At 33.9% G+C, this 16,937-nt stretch carries 12 protein-coding genes; 4 read left to right on the forward strand and 8 right to left on the reverse strand.

All coding sequences use genetic code 11. The features are described from left to right. Positions 1-236 precede the first annotated feature (236 nt). The 3 genes from lysA to gltB all read right to left on the reverse strand — a co-directional run bounded on the left by lysA (position 237) and on the right by gltB (position 8,183). Complete coding sequence (gene lysA / locus BOW55_RS15940; protein ID WP_256371702.1) at positions 237-1,529, reverse strand: diaminopimelate decarboxylase; 1,293 nt, start codon at positions 1,527-1,529, stop codon at positions 237-239. Between the two features lie 524 nt (positions 1,530-2,053). After that, positions 2,054-3,508: a glutamate synthase subunit beta gene (locus tag BOW55_RS15945; protein WP_089057654.1), complete on the reverse strand. Its 1,455-nt coding sequence runs from the start codon at positions 3,506-3,508 to the stop codon at positions 2,054-2,056. Positions 3,509-3,665: 157 nt separating this feature from the next. Continuing rightward, positions 3,666-8,183 carry a glutamate synthase large subunit gene (gene gltB, locus BOW55_RS15950; protein ID WP_129024920.1) on the reverse strand — a complete coding sequence of 1,506 codons (4,518 nt, stop codon included), beginning with the start codon at positions 8,181-8,183 and terminating at the stop codon, positions 3,666-3,668. Between the two features lie 414 nt (positions 8,184-8,597). Between gltB and sucC the strand changes: the two genes are divergently transcribed. Further along, entirely contained in the window at positions 8,598-9,791 is a 1,194-nt protein-coding gene (sucC, locus tag BOW55_RS15955; RefSeq protein ID WP_089054649.1) for an ADP-forming succinate--CoA ligase subunit beta, read from the forward strand. Between the two features lie 214 nt (positions 9,792-10,005). Here sucC and BOW55_RS15960 read toward each other — a convergent pair whose 3' ends face one another. Continuing rightward, positions 10,006-10,803, reverse strand: a complete 798-nt coding sequence (locus BOW55_RS15960) for a DUF5694 domain-containing protein (protein ID WP_129024921.1) — start codon at positions 10,801-10,803, stop codon at positions 10,006-10,008. Between the two features lie 222 nt (positions 10,804-11,025). Here BOW55_RS15960 and BOW55_RS15965 point away from each other — a divergent pair, with 222 nt between their 5' ends. Beyond that, the gene (locus tag BOW55_RS15965) at positions 11,026-12,066 is read left to right on the forward strand and encodes a sensor histidine kinase (RefSeq protein ID WP_129024922.1); all 1,041 of its coding nucleotides are present in this window, start codon (positions 11,026-11,028) and stop codon (positions 12,064-12,066) included. A 3-nt stretch (positions 12,067-12,069) separates the two neighbouring features. Then, a complete protein-coding gene (locus BOW55_RS15970) occupies positions 12,070-12,777 on the forward strand; it encodes a LytTR family DNA-binding domain-containing protein (RefSeq protein WP_129024923.1) in 708 nt (235 codons plus the stop codon). A gap of 167 nt (positions 12,778-12,944) precedes the next feature. On the opposite strand, the gene BOW55_RS15975 is transcribed toward BOW55_RS15970, so the two are convergent. The 4 genes from BOW55_RS15975 to BOW55_RS15990 all read right to left on the reverse strand — a co-directional run bounded on the left by BOW55_RS15975 (position 12,945) and on the right by BOW55_RS15990 (position 16,412). Next, positions 12,945-13,412, reverse strand: coding sequence for a DUF1456 family protein (locus BOW55_RS15975; RefSeq protein WP_129024924.1), 468 nt, complete (start codon positions 13,410-13,412; stop codon positions 12,945-12,947). A gap of 135 nt (positions 13,413-13,547) precedes the next feature. Beyond that, complete coding sequence (locus BOW55_RS15980) at positions 13,548-14,570, reverse strand: aminotransferase class I/II-fold pyridoxal phosphate-dependent enzyme (protein WP_129024925.1); 1,023 nt, start codon at positions 14,568-14,570, stop codon at positions 13,548-13,550. Between the two features lie 3 nt (positions 14,571-14,573). Next, entirely contained in the window at positions 14,574-15,584 is a 1,011-nt protein-coding gene (locus tag BOW55_RS15985) for a dipeptide epimerase (RefSeq protein ID WP_129024926.1), read from the reverse strand. Between the two features lie 30 nt (positions 15,585-15,614). Next, positions 15,615-16,412, reverse strand: coding sequence for an alpha/beta hydrolase (locus BOW55_RS15990; RefSeq protein WP_129024927.1), 798 nt, complete (start codon positions 16,410-16,412; stop codon positions 15,615-15,617). A 57-nt stretch (positions 16,413-16,469) separates the two neighbouring features. Between BOW55_RS15990 and BOW55_RS15995 the strand changes: the two genes are divergently transcribed. Next, entirely contained in the window at positions 16,470-16,871 is a 402-nt protein-coding gene (locus BOW55_RS15995) for an excinuclease ABC subunit B (RefSeq protein ID WP_129024928.1), read from the forward strand. Positions 16,872-16,937 lie beyond the last annotated feature (66 nt).

The raw sequence follows: 16,937 nt of genomic DNA on the forward strand, positions 1-16,937 counted from the left end.
GCCATAAAAAAGTTGTCTAAAAAAGCCATGAATTTTATCTATATCACTCATAAATTTGGTATTTTTTTTAAGAGCTAAAATAATAATTTAATAAGAATAAATGGTTTGAAAAGCTTTAGGATTTGTTTATTTATAGCTTATTATTTTAGATAATTAAAAAAAGTTTTATTATCTAAAACAAAAAAATCCCATCTCAATTAAGAAACGGGATTCAATAGATATTCTCTTTTTTTATTTTAAACTGTTGCAGCAATTTCTTGTGGCAACGGAATTTGATTTTTAAGTAAATCTTCAAATGTTTCAGCTTGACGAATCAAGATTCCTTGTCCGTTCATCCATAAAACTTCGGCTGGTTTGTATCTTGAATTGTAGTTTGAAGACATTGAGAAACAATATGCTCCTGCATTTCTGAAAGATAAAATGTCACCTTCCGTGATTTCCTGAATTCTACGGTTGTTTGCAAAAGTATCAGTCTCGCAAATGTATCCTACAACAGAGTAAAAGCGCTCTTTTCCTTTTGGGTTAGAGATGTTTTCGATATGGTGTGAAGATCCGTACAACATTGGGCGAATTAAGTGGTTGAAGCCACTGTCAACTCCAGCAAAAACTGTTGATGTTGTTTGTTTTACTACGTTTACTTTTACTAAGAAATGACCTGCTTCGCTCACCAAAAATTTTCCTGGTTCGAAAATCAACGTTAAATCTCTGCCGTATTCTGTACAGAAAGCGTTGAATCTTTTAGATAATTTTTTACCTAATTCTTCGATGTCTGTTTCGATATCGTCTTTTTTGTAAGGAACTTTGAATCCACTTCCGAAATCTAAGAATTGTAATTCTTTGAAATGTTTAGCCGTATCAAATAAGATTTCAGCAGCATATAAGAATACTTCGATATCTAAAATATCAGATCCTGTGTGCATGTGAATACCCACAATGTGCATTTTTGTGTTTTCGACAATTCGCAAGATATGCGGAATCTGGTGTACAGAAATTCCGAATTTACTATCGATATGTCCAACAGAAATATTTGCATTTCCGCCCGCCATTACGTGTGGATTGATACGAATACATACTGGAATATGTGGATGTTTTGTACCGAATTGCTCTAAAATAGATAAATTGTCGATATTGATTTGTACACCCATTGCAGCAACTTCTTCGATTTCTTCAAGAGAAACGCCGTTTGGTGTAAAGAAAATCTTTTCGGGTTCATAGCCAGCATGAAGTCCTAACTGAACTTCCTGAATTGATACAGTATCTAAGCCAGACCCCATGTTCTTTAATAACTGAAGAATCGCAACGTTTGACAATGCCTTCATGGCATAATTAACTCTTAAGTTTTCTACCTTAGAGAAAGCTTTAGTTAACCTGTTGTACTGAGATTGGATTTTTTCGGCATCGTAAACATACAATGGACTTCCAAATTGGTCTGCTAACTGCAGTAAATCTTTTGCTTGCATTTTTAAATCATTTTGGGCAAAGTTATTACACTTTTGATTACCAGCAAATAAATTGTAGAAAAATAACAAATTGTAACAAATTGTTTAATTTTGAACAAAAAGTTGCTTATTTTGAGTTTTTGTAACCTTTTCTGAGATGCTTAGGTTCTTAGATGCTAAGATACTAAGTTTTTTCGCCACAAATTACACGGATTATCGCGAATTTTTAATTGTTGATTTTTCGCAAAATACTAAAACATAGCCCGTGGTTTCAACCACGGGAAACGTTACGGATTGGGTGTATTACATATTATACTTCCGCGGTTTCAATCATGGAAAACGTTGCGGATTGGACGTAATCATATATTGTGTCCCCGTGGTTGAAACTACGGGCTATATTTGAAATAGAAATCGGCCACAAAATAAAAATTAGTGAAAATCGGTGTAATTTGTGGCAAAAAAAATCCATTTAATCTGTGGCTAAAAAAATAAAACCCCTGAATATAAATTCAAGGGTTTGTTAGTAGTTATGTTGTTTATCGGAAAAGATTAAATAAAATGCAAGGAAAAAAAACTTAGTATCTTAGAACCTTAGCATCTCAGAACCTTAAAAATTATAAGCTCGGTAAATCTCCTTTTCCTTTAGTAGGCAAGTTAGTAGAGCCCATAAGGAACAAATCTACCTCTCTTGCTGCTTCGCGACCTTCTGAAATAGCCCACACGATTAATGATTGTCCTCTTCTCATATCACCAGCAGTGAAAATGTGAGGAACGTTTGTCTGATAGTTATGCGCTTTGTAATTGCTTCTAAAATCAGTTTCGATGCCTAATTGCTCGCTTAATGTTTTCTCTGGACCTGTAAATCCTAAAGCTAATAAAGCTAAATCACAAGGCCAGATTTTCTCAGAACCTTCTTTTTCAATTAATTCAGGACGTTGACCTGGAGTCATTTTCCATTGCACTTCAACTGTTTTTAATCCAGTTAATTCGCCTTTGTCGTTAGAAATGAATTCTTTTGTATTGATCAACCAGTTTCTGTCGCAACCTTCTTCGTGAGAAGAAGATGTTTTTAACTGCAACGGCCAGAAAGGCCAAGGAGTTGATTCGCTTCTTCCAACTGGAGGTTTTGGCAAAATCTCAAAGTTAGTTACCGATTTTGCTCCGTGTCTGTTTGAAGTTCCAATACAGTCAGAACCAGTATCTCCACCACCAATAACGATTACATCTTTACCAGTTGCTTTAACCTGATCTGGAATTGATTCTCCAAATAAAACTTTAGTTTGTTGTGTTAAGAAATCCATTGCCTGAACAACACCTTTGCTTTCGATTCCTTTAGTTGGTAAGCTTCTTCTTTCAGTTGCTCCTCCGCATAAAACGATAGAATCGAATGCGTTTAATTCTTCAACACTGAAATTTACACCAACATTTACATCAGTTTTGAAAGTTATTCCTTCTGCTTCAAGGATCGCTACACGTCTGTCGATAATTCCTTTTTCTAATTTGAAATTTGGAATTCCGTAACGTAATAAACCTCCAATTGCATTGTCTCTTTCAAAAACTGTAACGGTGTGTCCTGCTCTGTTTAATTGCTGCGCTGCCGCAAGACCTGCGGGTCCTGAACCAATAACAGCAACTGTTTTTCCTGTTCTTGTTTTTGGAGTTTGTGGTTTGATCCAGCCTTCTGCAAAACCAATTTCAACAATGTTTTTCTCAATGTTTTCAATTGATACAGGATCTTTTATGATTCCTAATACACATGCTTTTTCGCACGGAGCAGGGCATAGACGTCCTGTGAATTCTGGAAAGTTATTAGTCGATTGTAAAATCTCTAATGCACTTTGCCATTCTTCCTGATGTACCATATCGTTGAAGTCAGGAATTAAATTTCCTAACGGACAACCACTGTGGCAAAAAGGAATACCACAATCCATACATCTTGAACCTTGTTCTTTTACTTTATCTTTTGCTAACGGAATAGTGAATTCGTTGTAGTTAGAAACACGTTCAGCTACAGCTAAATTACTTTCGTCGGCTCTGTTATATTCTTTAAATCCGCCTATTTTACCCATGACATTTTAATTAAATGTAAATGATAAATTCTAAAGTTCTAATTTTTTTAACCGCAAAGAACGCAAGGTCTCTTTTTGCTTTTTTGAGTGTTTTAAGTTCGCAAAGCTTTGCGGTTAAGTTTTAATCTAAAATCTGAACTCTAAAATCTAAAATCATTTATCCAGCTATTAATTCTTCTATTTGTTTTTCTTCTGCAATTCGTTTTAATGCTTTTTTGTAATCTGTCGGCATTACTTTTACGAAGTGCTGTTGTTGGTTTTCCCAGTCTGCTAAAATTCTTTTTGCTAATGGACTGCTGGTGTACAATGAATGATTTTTGATCAGTTTTCTTAGTTTCGTAACGTCCTCTTCTTCCAACGGATCGAATGCAACCATTTCCATGTTACAAACTGTAGAATCGAATTTCTTATTTGGATCGTAAACATAAGCTACACCACCGCTCATACCAGCTGCGAAGTTTCTTCCTGTTTTTCCTAAAACTACTACTGTACCACCAGTCATGTACTCGCATCCGTGATCTCCAATTCCTTCTACAACTGCTGTTGCTCCAGAATTTCTTACACAGAAACGCTCTCCAGCAATTCCATTAATATAAGCCTCTCCGGTAATAGCTCCGTAAAGGGCAACGTTTCCTATAATGATATTATCTTCTGGTTTAAAAGTTGCAGTAGGAGGGACTTTTACAATTAGTTTTCCTCCAGAAAGACCTTTTCCTAAATAATCATTACAGTTTCCGTGAATTTTAAACGACAATCCGTTTGTTGCAAAAGCACCAAAACTTTGTCCGGCAGAACCTTCAAAATCAACTAAAATAGTATCATCAGGTAATCCTTGTGCGCCATAAATTTTTGAGATTTCGTTACTCAAAATCGCACCTACAGAACGGTCTGTATTTTTAATTTTAAAAGTTACTCTTGTTTTCTCTTTTCTATAGATAGACGGAATTGCTTCTTTGATGATGTCAAAATCCAATACATTTTCAAGTTGGTGATCTTGTTCCGTAGTATTGTGATTTGGAACTGTTTTTGCTTTTTCCGGTTTGTATAGAATGGTAGACAAGTCTAAACCATTTGCTTTATAATGTTTGATGGCTTTGTTCACATTTAATTTTTGTGACTGACCTACCATTTCTTTTAAAGTTCTGAAACCTAATTGTGCCATGATTTCTCTTAACTCCTCAGCAATAAAATACATGAAGTTGATTACGTGCTCTGGAGTTCCTTTGAAATTTTTTCTCAATTCAGGATCCTGAGTTGCAATACCAACTGGACAAGTATTTAAGTGACAAGCCCTCATCATGATACATCCAGAAGCTACAAGCGGTGCAGTCGCAAAACCAAATTCTTCAGCTCCTAATAAAGCTGCTATCGCCACGTCACGACCTGTTTTTAACTGTCCGTCACATTCAAGAACTACACGGCTTCTTAAATCATTTAAGATCAAAGTCTGTTGCGCTTCAGCTAAACCAAGTTCCCACGGAATACCTGTGTGCTGTAAAGAGGTTAATGGAGCAGCTCCCGTTCCTCCGTCATAACCTGAAATTAAGATAACGTCAGCTTTTGCTTTGGCAACACCGGCAGCGATGGTTCCAACTCCAACTTCAGAAACTAATTTTACGTTTACACGAGCTTCACGGTTTGCATTTTTCAAATCGTAAATTAATTGAGATAAATCCTCAATTGAATAAATATCGTGGTGAGGAGGAGGCGAAATCAAACCTACATATGGTGTAGAGTTTCTAGTTTCAGCAATCCATGGCACAACTTTTTCTCCAGGTAACTGTCCACCTTCACCAGGTTTTGCTCCTTGAGCCATTTTAATCTGGATTTCTTTAGCGTTTGTCAAATAGTTGATTGAAACACCAAAACGTCCTGAAGCAACTTGTTTGATAGCACTATTTCTAGAATCTCCGTTAATTTCTTTCTGGAAACGTTTAGGATCTTCTCCACCTTCTCCAGAGTTACTTTTTCCGCCAATTCTGTTCATAGCAATCGCTAAATTCTCGTGTGCTTCTCTAGAAATAGATCCGTAAGACATTGCACCCGTTTTGAATTTCTTCACAATTTCTGTCCAAGGTTCTACTTCATCAATAGAAATTGGATCTAAGTTGTTGAATTCAAATAAACCTCTAATGGTCATTAAGTTTGAGCTTTGCTCATTAACGGCATTTGAGTATTCTTTATAACTTTCAGGGCTGTTTAAACGAACCGCTTGTTGTAATTTAGAAATAGTGGTTGGGTTAAACATGTGTTTTTCACCACCACGTCTCCATCTGTAAATACCTCCAATTTCAAGAGAAAGCAAGCTTGCCACTTTTGAATTTGGGAAAGCTTTTTGGAAACGTTTTTTAACCTCTTTTTCAACTTCCATTAAACCGATTCCTTCAATTCTAGATGGAGTGTAAGGGAAGTATTTTGAAGTAAATGTTTTGTTTAAACCTAAAATCTCGAAAATTTGGGCAGCTCTGTATGAATGTAAAGTAGAGATACCAATTTTGTTCATGATTTTAACGATTCCTTTCGCAATTGCTTTGTTGTAATTTACAACCGCATAATCAGCTTTTACTCCAGTAATGAAACCTTGCGCAACTTGATCGTAAATGATTTCGTTTACCATGTACGGATTGATTGCACTTGCACCGTATCCGAATAATAAAGCAAAATGATGAGGTTCACGAGGTTCAGCAGATTCGATTATGATTCCGAATTTTGAACGAACTTGTAAAATGTTTAAAGAGTGGTGAATGTAAGAACAAGCCAATAACATTGGAATTGGAGCTAATTCTTCGCTAACACCTCTATCAGAAAGAATGATAATGTTGCATCCTTCAGAAACAGCTTTAAAAGTTGCTTGAACACATTTTTCAAGAGCACGTTCTAAACCATTTACTCCTTTTTCTATTTTGTATAAAGTAGAAATTGTTGCTGATTTGAAATCTGCGTGGTCAATGTTTCTGATTTTATCTAAATCCTCATTAGAAATAACAGGATTTTGAATTTTTAGTTTTTTACATTGTTTTGACTCGATTTCAAAAATATTGAAATCACCGCCAATCGCTAAACTAATATCGGTAATAATTTCTTCACGAATACCATCCAAAGGTGGGTTAGTAACCTGTGCAAACAATTGTTTGAAATAGTTGTATAACAATTGAGGCTGGTCTGATAATACTGCCAATGGTGTATCGTTACCCATAGAACTGATTGCTTCAGCTCCTTGACCTCCCATTGGGTTGATGATTGTTTTTAAATCTTCAATGGTGTAACCAAATAAACGCTGTCTTGTTAAAAAATCTAGTTTTTCAACAGGAGTAGGGTTGTTGGTATAAGGAACTTTAGCAAGAGGCAATAAGTTAGCATCTAACCATTCTTGGTAAGGACGTTTTGTAACGATTGATTTTTTTACTTCTTCGTCTTCAATAATACGACCTTCGTTCATATCAACCAAGAACATTTTTCCTGGTTCAAGACGTCCGTGTTGAATTACATCTTCTGGATCGATATCTAGTACACCAATTTCTGATGACATGATTACGAAACCACTGTGTGTTAATGTATAACGAGAAGGGCGCAATCCGTTTCTGTCTAATAAAGCTCCAATTACGTTTCCATCTGTAAACGGAATAGAAGCTGGACCATCCCAAGGTTCCATGATACAAGCGTTGTATTCATAGAAAGCTCTTTTTTCTGGAGACATTGTTTGGTGTTTTTCCCAAGCTTCAGGAACAACCATCATCATTGCCTCTGGAAGAGAACGGCCTGTCATTAACAAAAGTTCAACCACCATATCCATAGAAGCAGAATCTGATTTTCCTTCTAAGATAATTGGGAATAATTTTTTGATATCATCGCCAAAAACTTTGCTCTGCATAAGCTCTTCACGAGCACGCATACGGCTTACGTTTCCACGAAGTGTGTTGATCTCACCATTATGACACATGTATCTAAACGGCTGCGCTAAGTCCCAAGATGGGAATGTATTTGTAGAGAAACGTTGGTGTACAAGCGCTAAACGCGTCACCAAGTCTGGATCTTTCAAATCTATATAATAACGGCTGATGTCTTCCGGCATCAATAGACCTTTATATATTATAGTAGTTGTCGATAAACTAGTAAAATAAAACATATGACTTTCAGAGGTTTTAGATCCTCTTACGGCATGTTCAGCAATTTTTCTAGCTGCAAAAAGTTTTGCATTAAATTCTTGTTCAGTTAAATCTTGACCGTTTTTTGAAACGAAAACTTGCTTAACTGTTGGTTCTTTTTCTGCGGCGATCTGCCCTAAATTTTCAACGTCAACTGGCACATCTCTCCAACCTAAAACTTTTAAGTTTTGGTCTTTAATAGTTGCCTCAAATGCATTAATACAAAAAGAAACTTGGTTTTTGCTTTTTGGTAAAAAAACCATTCCTACTGCATACTCACGCGCTTCTGGGATTTCAAAGTCACAAACTTTCTTAAAAAAATCATGAGGGATATCAAACAAAATCCCCGCTCCGTCTCCAGTTCTTCCATCAGAACTAACGGCACCACGATGTTCCAATTTAATTAAGATGTCTAATGCTTTGTGAATAATATCGTTTGATTTAATACCATTCAAATTACAAATAAATCCTGCACCACAATTGTCGTGTTCAAATTCAGGCAAATAAAGCCCTTGTTCTTTAACTTTCATTCTTGATATTTTTTCTACAAAAATAAAGATTTCGTTAAACATAATGTATTGAAATAATAAATTGACTTACATTTTTGTTGTAATAATAGAAAAACGCTTCTTAATTGATAATAATGTTATATTGACCATTGCGAAATGATAAAATGACAATGCGCTTTAAAATATATTAGAAAAATCGTCGTTGAGCTACTGAATTCGGTGAATTTTTTGTTAAATCTCAAACGATATAGTGATTTTAAGTTAACATTAACAAAGTGTTTCGGTAACGATTTGTTTGCTTTGAAAAAGAATAATCCTATAATACCTATTTGAGGTGTTTTTTAATTGAAAAAGATTTTACTATTAAGTTGAATTTTGCTACTTTTGTCGCACTTTTATTCTGAAATAAATTCAGAACCAGACAAATTCTATATTATGAACATACACGAATATCAAGGAAAAGAAATTTTAGCAAGTTACGGAGTACGCATTCAACGCGGAATTGTGGCTAACAATGCGGTTGAAGCTGTAGCTGCTGCAAAACAATTAACTGCCGAAACTGGTACAGGATGGCATGTTATTAAAGCACAAATTCACGCAGGTGGTCGTGGAAAAGGTGGTGGAGTTAAGTTGGCTAAAAACTTGCAACAAGTTGAAGAAATCGCTGGACAAATCATCGGAATGCAATTAATTACACCTCAGACATCTGCTGAAGGTAAAAAAGTAAACAAAGTTTTAGTTGCTGAAGATGTTTACTATCCAGGTGAAAGCGAAACTTCTGAATTTTATGTTTCTGTTTTATTGAATAGAGGTACAGGTCGTAACATGATTATGTATTCTACTGAAGGTGGAATGGATATTGAAGAAGTTGCTGAGCACACACCACACTTAATTTTTACGGAAGAAATCGATCCATCTGTTGGATTACAAGGTTTCCAAGCAAGAAGAATTGCCTTCAATTTAGGTCTTTCTGGAAATGCTTTCAAAGAAATGGTTAAATTCATCGATGCACTTTACAATGCTTACATTGGTTCTGATGCTTCTATGTTTGAAATCAACCCAGTTTTAAAAACATCTGATAACAAAATTTTAGCTGTTGATGCTAAAGTTAACATCGACGATAACGCTTTATACAGACAACCTAAATATGCTGAAATGAGAGATATCCGTGAGGAGAATCCAATCGAAGTTGAAGCTAAAGAAGTTGGTCTAAACTATGTTGACCTTGACGGTACTGTAGGATGTATGGTAAACGGAGCTGGTCTTGCAATGGCAACTATGGATTTAATTAAATACGCTGGTTTTGAGCCTGCTAACTTCCTTGACGTTGGAGGAACTGCTGATGCTAAACGTGTTGAAACTGCTTTCAGAATTATCTTGAAAGATCCAAACGTAAAAGCTATTTTGATTAACATCTTCGGAGGTATCGTTCGTTGTGACCGTGTTGCTCAAGGTGTTGTTGATGCTTACAAAAACATGGGTGACGCTATCAATGTGCCAATCATTGTTCGTTTGCAAGGAACAAATGCTGAAATTGCAAAAGAATTAATTGACAACTCTGGTATGCCAATCTTATCTGCAGTTCAATTCCAAGAAGCTGCTGACCAAGTTAAAGCTGCTCTTTCTTAATTAAATAAGAAATCAAATTATATAGAAAATCCATTCCACTTCGGAGTGGATTTTTTTATTTAACCGCAAAGCACGCAAAGTTTTTTTGCTAAGGATTGTGAATACAAACGCAAAGTTCGCAAAGCTATATGGAGATAACCTTTGCGAACTTTGCGTTTATGAAGAGTATTATATTTAAAAAATCTTTGCGTGCTTTGTGGTTAAATCACTCAGTTTATTTCAAAACAGTTGATAAGTCTACAAGTTCAAATGTTGGATCGTTTTCAATAAGCTGTCTGAACATCGCAGCATGGCCGCCGCCAACTAAAACCATTATTTTATCATCTTTGCTTTCAGTTAGCTTTTGGATTAAAGAATACATATATAAGTTTCGTTTGTACCAATTTGTCACTAAGGAAGCACCTGTAAAATCATCTGGTTTTCCAGTTCTGTTTGCTACTTCTAAGTACCATTGTAAGTTATCTTTGTCCGTTTCTTTTTCATTGAAATAAAGCATAAGTTCTGTTAAAGTGCTTTTTGAAATTCTCTCATTTTGTTCTTTCTGATATTGTGCCATCATGTTTTTAGTCTTCTCCATCAAATCCTTTTGATCCGCTTTTTCCATACTCATCATTAAACTATCGTAAGGAAAAGGAGTGCGATAATCAATTGCGTATAATTTTTTGTGATTTAGTTTTTTAGCAGTGCGAAGTGCCAATTGCGTAATTTCGTTTGCATCTTTTTTGAAAAGACTATCAGTGTTTTTATTGTAAAACTTATCTAATTCGGCTTGTTTGGTGAATTTCCATTCAACAAAAATTTTGTCTGGGCCAAATTTCTTGATTTTGTCACTCATGGTTTCAAGCTCTTTTTGGCTTTTTTCAGACATAACATTAAAAGTTTTTATTTTGGCAACATCATTTCCTGGATTTGCAAAATGAAAAGTTCCAATTAACAGGATTTGCTTCTTTTTTGTTTGAGCAGATGATAGGTTAAATGTAATAAGAGCTAGTAATAAGATGATTTTTTGCATGATGATTTTGTGTTTAAATTCATTGCAAATGTATGGGCAGATTCCAAGCTTTTTTTTCGGTTTTGATGAACACTTAGTTTTACTTGACCAACTGTCGATATTCTGTTTTCAAAATGTTGGTATACTATTTTTCATGGTTCGTCATTAAAAAAACGTGGTTTCATATAAATAGCATTTACATTTAAAGCCATAATTGTATTTTTGAACTTATAACCGATATTTATGAAACTTAAAATACCTTTTTACTACCATATTATTCTTTTTCTGGGATTGTTTTTAACCTACTGTCTTTGGGATTATGGAATTAATAATAAAATAATAATGGTAGAGCGAACCAAGCTTTACTTCTGGATTACATCGACTTTTTTTCTTTCTGTTTTTGTAGTTTACATAGTCAATTTTTATACGGTTTGTGACTGGTTTTTGAATAAAAAGAAAATGCATTTTTATTTTTTAAGCATTCCATTTTCGTTAACCCTTTTTGCTGGAGTCAGATATATTTTTCAAGAAGTAATTATGTTTAATATTATTGGAGTGCATAATTATCATGTTGGCGATTTAGAATGGAGTTTTTATATTCGTGATAATTTCTTTTTTGGATTACCTGCTGTTATTTTTAGTGCTTTGAGTTATTTGTTTTGGCAGTTTCAGAGTGCACAGCAGCAAAATCAAGAATTGCTTTTAGAGAATAAAAAAGCTCAATTTCAAATGTTGAAAGCTCAGGTGAGCCCGCATTTTTTGTTTAATACTCTGAATTCTTTTTACAGCCAGTTGGTTTTAAAAGATGATGAAATGGCTTCAGATGTTTTGGTGCTTTCCGATTTGCTTCGCTATGTTATTACTGAAACTGATAAAGATGAGGCGGTACTTTCAAAAGAAATTCAATTTATTCAAAACTATATTCATTTACAGAAAAAACGATTTGAAGATCAATTGTATCTGGATTTTTCTATTGAAGGAAGTTATTCGAATGAAAGAATTCTTTCATCAGCATTAATTCATTTTGTGGAGAATGTTTTTAAGCACGGAAAATTTAATAGCGAACAGGAAAAAGCAGTTATTTTGATTAAAATAAAAGAGGATTTTTTAGAGATTTCAACATTTAATTATATTGTTGAAGGCGAGAATTATTCTTCGACTGGAATTGGGTTTGATAACTTAACTAAAAGGTTAGAGTATATGTATAAAGGTAAATTTGTACTTGAAAAAACCGAAGAAAATAATACCTTTAAAACCTACTTAAAAATACCACTAAAAAAATAATTTATGGCTTTTAAATGTATTATTGTTGACGATGAACCGCCGGCAACTCGTATTCTGGAGAATTATATTGCTAAAGTTAATTTTCTTGAAAAAACGGGAGTTTTTAATGATTCATTAAAAGCTTTGGAATTTTTAAATACACAAGCAGTTGATGTTATTTTTTTAGATATTCAAATGCCGCAATTAACAGGTTTACAAATTTCTAGAATTATTTCAAAAGATATAAAAGTTATTTTTACAACAGCATATCCTGATTTTGCATTAGAAGGTTTTGAATTGAATGCAGTTGATTATTTATTAAAACCCATTTCGTTTGAACGTTTTTATCAAGCAGTTTCAAAGCTGAATTCGGAATCCAAAACGATTGTTTCAAGTCAAAATAACACTCCTGATTTTCTATTCATCAAAACAGATGGAAAGAATAAATTCCAGAAGATTTTTTTAAATGATATTTTGTATGTAGAAAGTCTGCAGAATTATGTTTGTATACATACTTCAAAACAGCAGATTATTACGCATTCGTCATTAAAAAATGTAATAGAATCACTTCCAGATAATGATTTTATTCAGATTCATAAATCGCATGTGATTTCTTTAAAACATATTGAGTCAACAGATAATTTCTCTGTTTTTATAAATGGGAAAGAGCTCCCAATCGGTGCAACTTTTAAAGATGCTTTTTTTGATAAAATAGAAGAGAATAAGATATAGATTTTTAATCGCAAAGCACGCAAGATTTTTTATTTAGGATTGAGAATACAAACGCAAAGTTCGCAAAGCTTTATCTATATAACTTTGCGAACTTTGCGTTTATATTTAATCTTTTAAGTAAGAACCTTAGCTCCCGATAGCTATCGGGATTGCAGTTAAATCCTCAATTACGATTTTTTCTTATTGCCGTTTTTGAAAACCACTTTTTCTACAACAGATGGTTTTCCATTTCCTTTAGGAAATGCTTTCTTTTTTGGTTTTCCAGCTGATGAACCCGACTTTGATGAACTTTGATCACCTCTATATTTTTCTGAATCTTTTGGAGAAGCTTTAAATTCTGGTCTTTCTTTGGAAGTTTCTTTCTTTGGAATTTCAGATTTATGTTTTGCCAAAACATCTGTTGGGTTTTTCGGATTTTCTTTAGTTCCTCTCAAATGAATTACCAATCCGTTTAAGAAATTACGCAAAACCTGATCGCCGCATTCCATATAGTTTGGATGATCTTCGGCTCTAAAAAAAGCACCTAATTCTGATTTTGTAATTCTAAAATCTACTAATTCTAAAATTTCAACTATTTGGTCATCACGGAGCATTAAAGCCACGCGAAGTTTTTTAAGTATATCGTTATTTGTCATCGTTTATTTTTTACAAAGGTACGTTTTAAAAGCAAAGATTTAGAGTATTTTTTTTCGCCTCGAATTACACAAATTTCCACTAATTTATTTAAAATTTTAATTCGTAAAAATTTGTGTAATTCGCGGCGAACTTTTTTATTTATGATTTAAGACCTGAACTAACTTATCCAAATCTTCTTTTAAATGGTTTGCGGTAATTACTATGCGATTTAACGGTTCAGCATCTTTAGTATATTTAAAACTAGCAATGATGATTTTTTCTTGGCCTAATTTTTCTACCATTTCATTTGATAAAAGATAAATCAAAGGGTAGCTTTTATCAAATTTAAGATTGTTATTTTTGATTAAAATCGAATCGATATATTCTAAATTGTCTAAGAGTTTTTTGTGCTGCAAAGTGTAGATTTCTGCCGCATCTGAAAGTGTTTGCACAAAAGCAGGGTTCATTCCTGCTGCGCTGGTAAATGTTTCTAATTCCTTTATTTTAGTGATAAACTCAAAATCAGATGCAATAACACCGCCAGTTAATCCAAATGCTTTTCCTAAAGACGAAACTATTATTTTCCTTTTAACAGGATATTGAATTGAGGAATAAATGCCACAGCCGTTTTTGCCTAAAATTCCAAAAGAATGAGATTCATCGATAAGCAATGTAATTTCTTTATGATGTGGAATTTTCTTTAAGAAAGATAAATCAACAGGTTTTGTTTCAAAAGAGGGAACACCATCAGTAAGAATGGCTATTTTCTCCCATTTTGAATCCAATAAACGTTCGTTTAATTGCTCATTTTCAAATAAAGGAAGGCTGTTTTCAATCTGGATTGCATTATGCGTATCATTCAAATGAAAAAAACAGTCAGTTTGTTTCTTTATTAAATCTATAACCAATTTTCCCGCCAGCATTCCTGATGAAACGGTAACAGCACTTTCTGAACCAATATGAGAAGCTAAAAAGGTTTCGCCTTCATCGTAAGCTCTTAATTTGATGTTAGCAGTTCTCGAACTGCCGTAAGTAGTTCCCCAGTTTAAAATGTTTTTAACGACCAGATTCTGAAAAGCTTTATTGGTTGGAAGTCCCAAATAAGCAGTTCCGCCAAAATACAAAAACTGTTCTTGGTCAATCTCAATAACTCGATCAGGAAATTTTTCGACTTTCATTTTTTATAGCAATGTAACTCCAGTTCCGTTTAGATTAGAATAGCTTACAACACCATCTTTTATAGTTACACCAGTTGCAATATCTTCCGCTAAAAGCAGTGCGCCATCCATATCAACATAATCAAGCTGAGGCAATAAATGAGCGATTGCAGAAATACCCACTGTCGACTCCGTCATGCAGCCTACCATTGTTCGCAATCCTAGTTTTTTAGCTTCTTCAATCATGCGTTTTCCAGGAGTTAATCCGCCGCATTTTACCAATTTTACATTTACACCGTGAAAATGATTAAAACATTTAGCAACATCTTCTTCAATAATACAACTTTCGTCAGCAATAATAGGTAAAACAGAATGCTTGAAAACTTCTCTATGCGCTTCCCAATTATCTGCTTTCATAGGCTGTTCTAAAAATTCTACACCTAGTTTTTTTAGTTCTATAGCATTGTTGATCGTTTCTTCGACTCCCCATCCGCAATTTGCATCAATTCTAAAAACAGCATTTGTATGTTTTCTAAGTTCTTTTATAATTGCAATGTCTTCTTTAGTTCCCAATTTAATTTTATAGATCGGCCACGGAAGTTCCTGCATTTTTGAAACCATTTTTTCAATAGAAGCAATCCCGATTGTATAATCTGTCATTGGATTTCTTTCGGTCGTGTAGTTCCATAACTCATATAATTTTTTGCCTTTTTTGCGTGCATACAAATCATTATAAGCCAAGTCTAAAGCGCAAAGCGCAAACATATCGTCTTTTAAATACGGATGAATTTTTGACCAAAACACTTCGGGAGTTTCATTTTCAGTACTTTCGATAATGGTTCTGATTTTTTCTAAATCTTCCATCATCATTGGAACTGTGGTTTTGTAATATGGGTTTGAAGTAGCTTCTCCAAAACCTGAAAAACCATCGCTTTGCAGCTCGACGATTAATGAAGGCTGAAAATCAATTGATTCTCTCGAAATAGTAAAAGTATGTTTTAGCTTTAAGTTATATTCTTTTAAAATTAGTTTCATATTTATGCTGTTTTTTTGTCTGTATTTTGCTCAATAACCAAGCCAAAGAACCGCTTTTGTAAAGCCGTCTCTCCATAGTTTTTCGTTGTGTTCGCCGCCTTTTACAATCTTTGTTTTAGTAAGATGCAGGCAATAGCATCGGTTTTTGTCTAATAAACGTTCCATTTTATTTAAATCGCTTACCATATCGTCACTTTCTTTATCTCCGCAGAGAAAATAAATTTTCGTTTTATTTTTTGGAGCCTGTTCCGTTAAAGTATAAATATCATTTGAAAACCAAAATGATGGGGAAAAAATACCCGCCTTGCCAAAAACTTCTGGATATTTAAGAATAGCATAATAAGAAACTAAACCACCAAGTGAGCTTCCCATTATAGTAGTGTTTTTTGCTTTGGTTTTAGTTCTATAATGTTTATCAATATAAGGTTTTAAAGTTTTTACAATAAAATCAAGGTAATCGTCGGCCATTCCGCCGCCGTATTTTTCATTTTTATAGGGTGTTAATTCATCAATGCGTTTTTCATTTCCATGTTCAATACCAACTACAATTACGGGAGCTTTAAGGCTGTCTAATTTTTCATCGACATTCCATTCGCCAGAATATGAAGTTTTGGCATCAAATAAATTTTGAGCATCGTGCATATAGATAACGCTGTATTTTTTGGCTGAAGCCGAATAACCTTCGGGTAAATAAATCCAGATTTTTTTGGTGGTTTTGAGTTGAGGAGCTTCAATTGTAAAAATTGATACATTTTTTGAAGCGGTGCTTTCTTGAGCATTTCCAATTGCAAAACAGAGAAAAATAAAAAAGAAAACTCCTCTAAGCATCAGTTCTTTTGTGTTTTAGATTTAAATATAATATTTTAGCTAAAAATAACAAATTTGATGAATACCGAAGAAGAAAAGAGAAGTTTACTTTTAGAAATGATTGCTTTCTCTACAGTTGATGGTCAATTGCATAAACGCGAGCTGGAATTTTTATGGCTGGTTGCGCAAGAACTGAATATTGATCGTGCTCTTTTTCAAGATTTATTTCATCAAGAATATACTGCTAAAGTAATTAAATCTGAATTTCAGCGTATTCAACAATTTTACAGATTGGCCCTGATTATGCACTGTGACGGTATTTTGCATGAAAAAGAAGCAAAAGCAATTCAGCAGATTGCTATTGAAATGGGATTAAATCCGACTGCAGTAAAACGTGTTTTGGATCTTATGGAAAAAGCACCAAATGCTTTAATTGACCCAAAAGTGCTGCTCAAAGTATTTCAGGAACAACACAATTAGGTCAAGAAAAAGGAATAAAATGTACGGTTTTAAATTTTTGTTTTATTACGGTTTTATTTTTTTTGA

Source organism: Flavobacterium sp. YO12, assembly GCF_004119495.1.
Taxonomy (GTDB): Bacteria; Bacteroidota; Bacteroidia; order Flavobacteriales; family Flavobacteriaceae; genus Flavobacterium.

Coding starts and splice junctions, on each gene's coding strand:
- BOW55_RS15980 (WP_129024925.1), bottom strand. CDS start 14,570: ATGAAAGTCGAAAAATTTCCTGATCGAGTTATTGAGATTGACCAAGAA.
- BOW55_RS15965 (WP_129024922.1), top strand. CDS start 11,026: ATGAAACTTAAAATACCTTTTTACTACCATATTATTCTTTTTCTGGGA.
- gltB (WP_129024920.1), bottom strand. CDS start 8,183: ATGAAAGTTAAAGAACAAGGGCTTTATTTGCCTGAATTTGAACACGAC.
- BOW55_RS15970 (WP_129024923.1), top strand. CDS start 12,070: ATGGCTTTTAAATGTATTATTGTTGACGATGAACCGCCGGCAACTCGT.
- BOW55_RS15990 (WP_129024927.1), bottom strand. CDS start 16,412: ATGCTTAGAGGAGTTTTCTTTTTTATTTTTCTCTGTTTTGCAATTGGA.
- sucC (WP_089054649.1), top strand. CDS start 8,598: ATGAACATACACGAATATCAAGGAAAAGAAATTTTAGCAAGTTACGGA.
- BOW55_RS15985 (WP_129024926.1), bottom strand. CDS start 15,584: ATGAAACTAATTTTAAAAGAATATAACTTAAAGCTAAAACATACTTTT.
- BOW55_RS15945 (WP_089057654.1), bottom strand. CDS start 3,508: ATGGGTAAAATAGGCGGATTTAAAGAATATAACAGAGCCGACGAAAGT.
- BOW55_RS15960 (WP_129024921.1), bottom strand. CDS start 10,803: ATGCAAAAAATCATCTTATTACTAGCTCTTATTACATTTAACCTATCA.
- BOW55_RS15995 (WP_129024928.1), top strand. CDS start 16,470: ATGAATACCGAAGAAGAAAAGAGAAGTTTACTTTTAGAAATGATTGCT.
- BOW55_RS15975 (WP_129024924.1), bottom strand. CDS start 13,412: ATGACAAATAACGATATACTTAAAAAACTTCGCGTGGCTTTAATGCTC.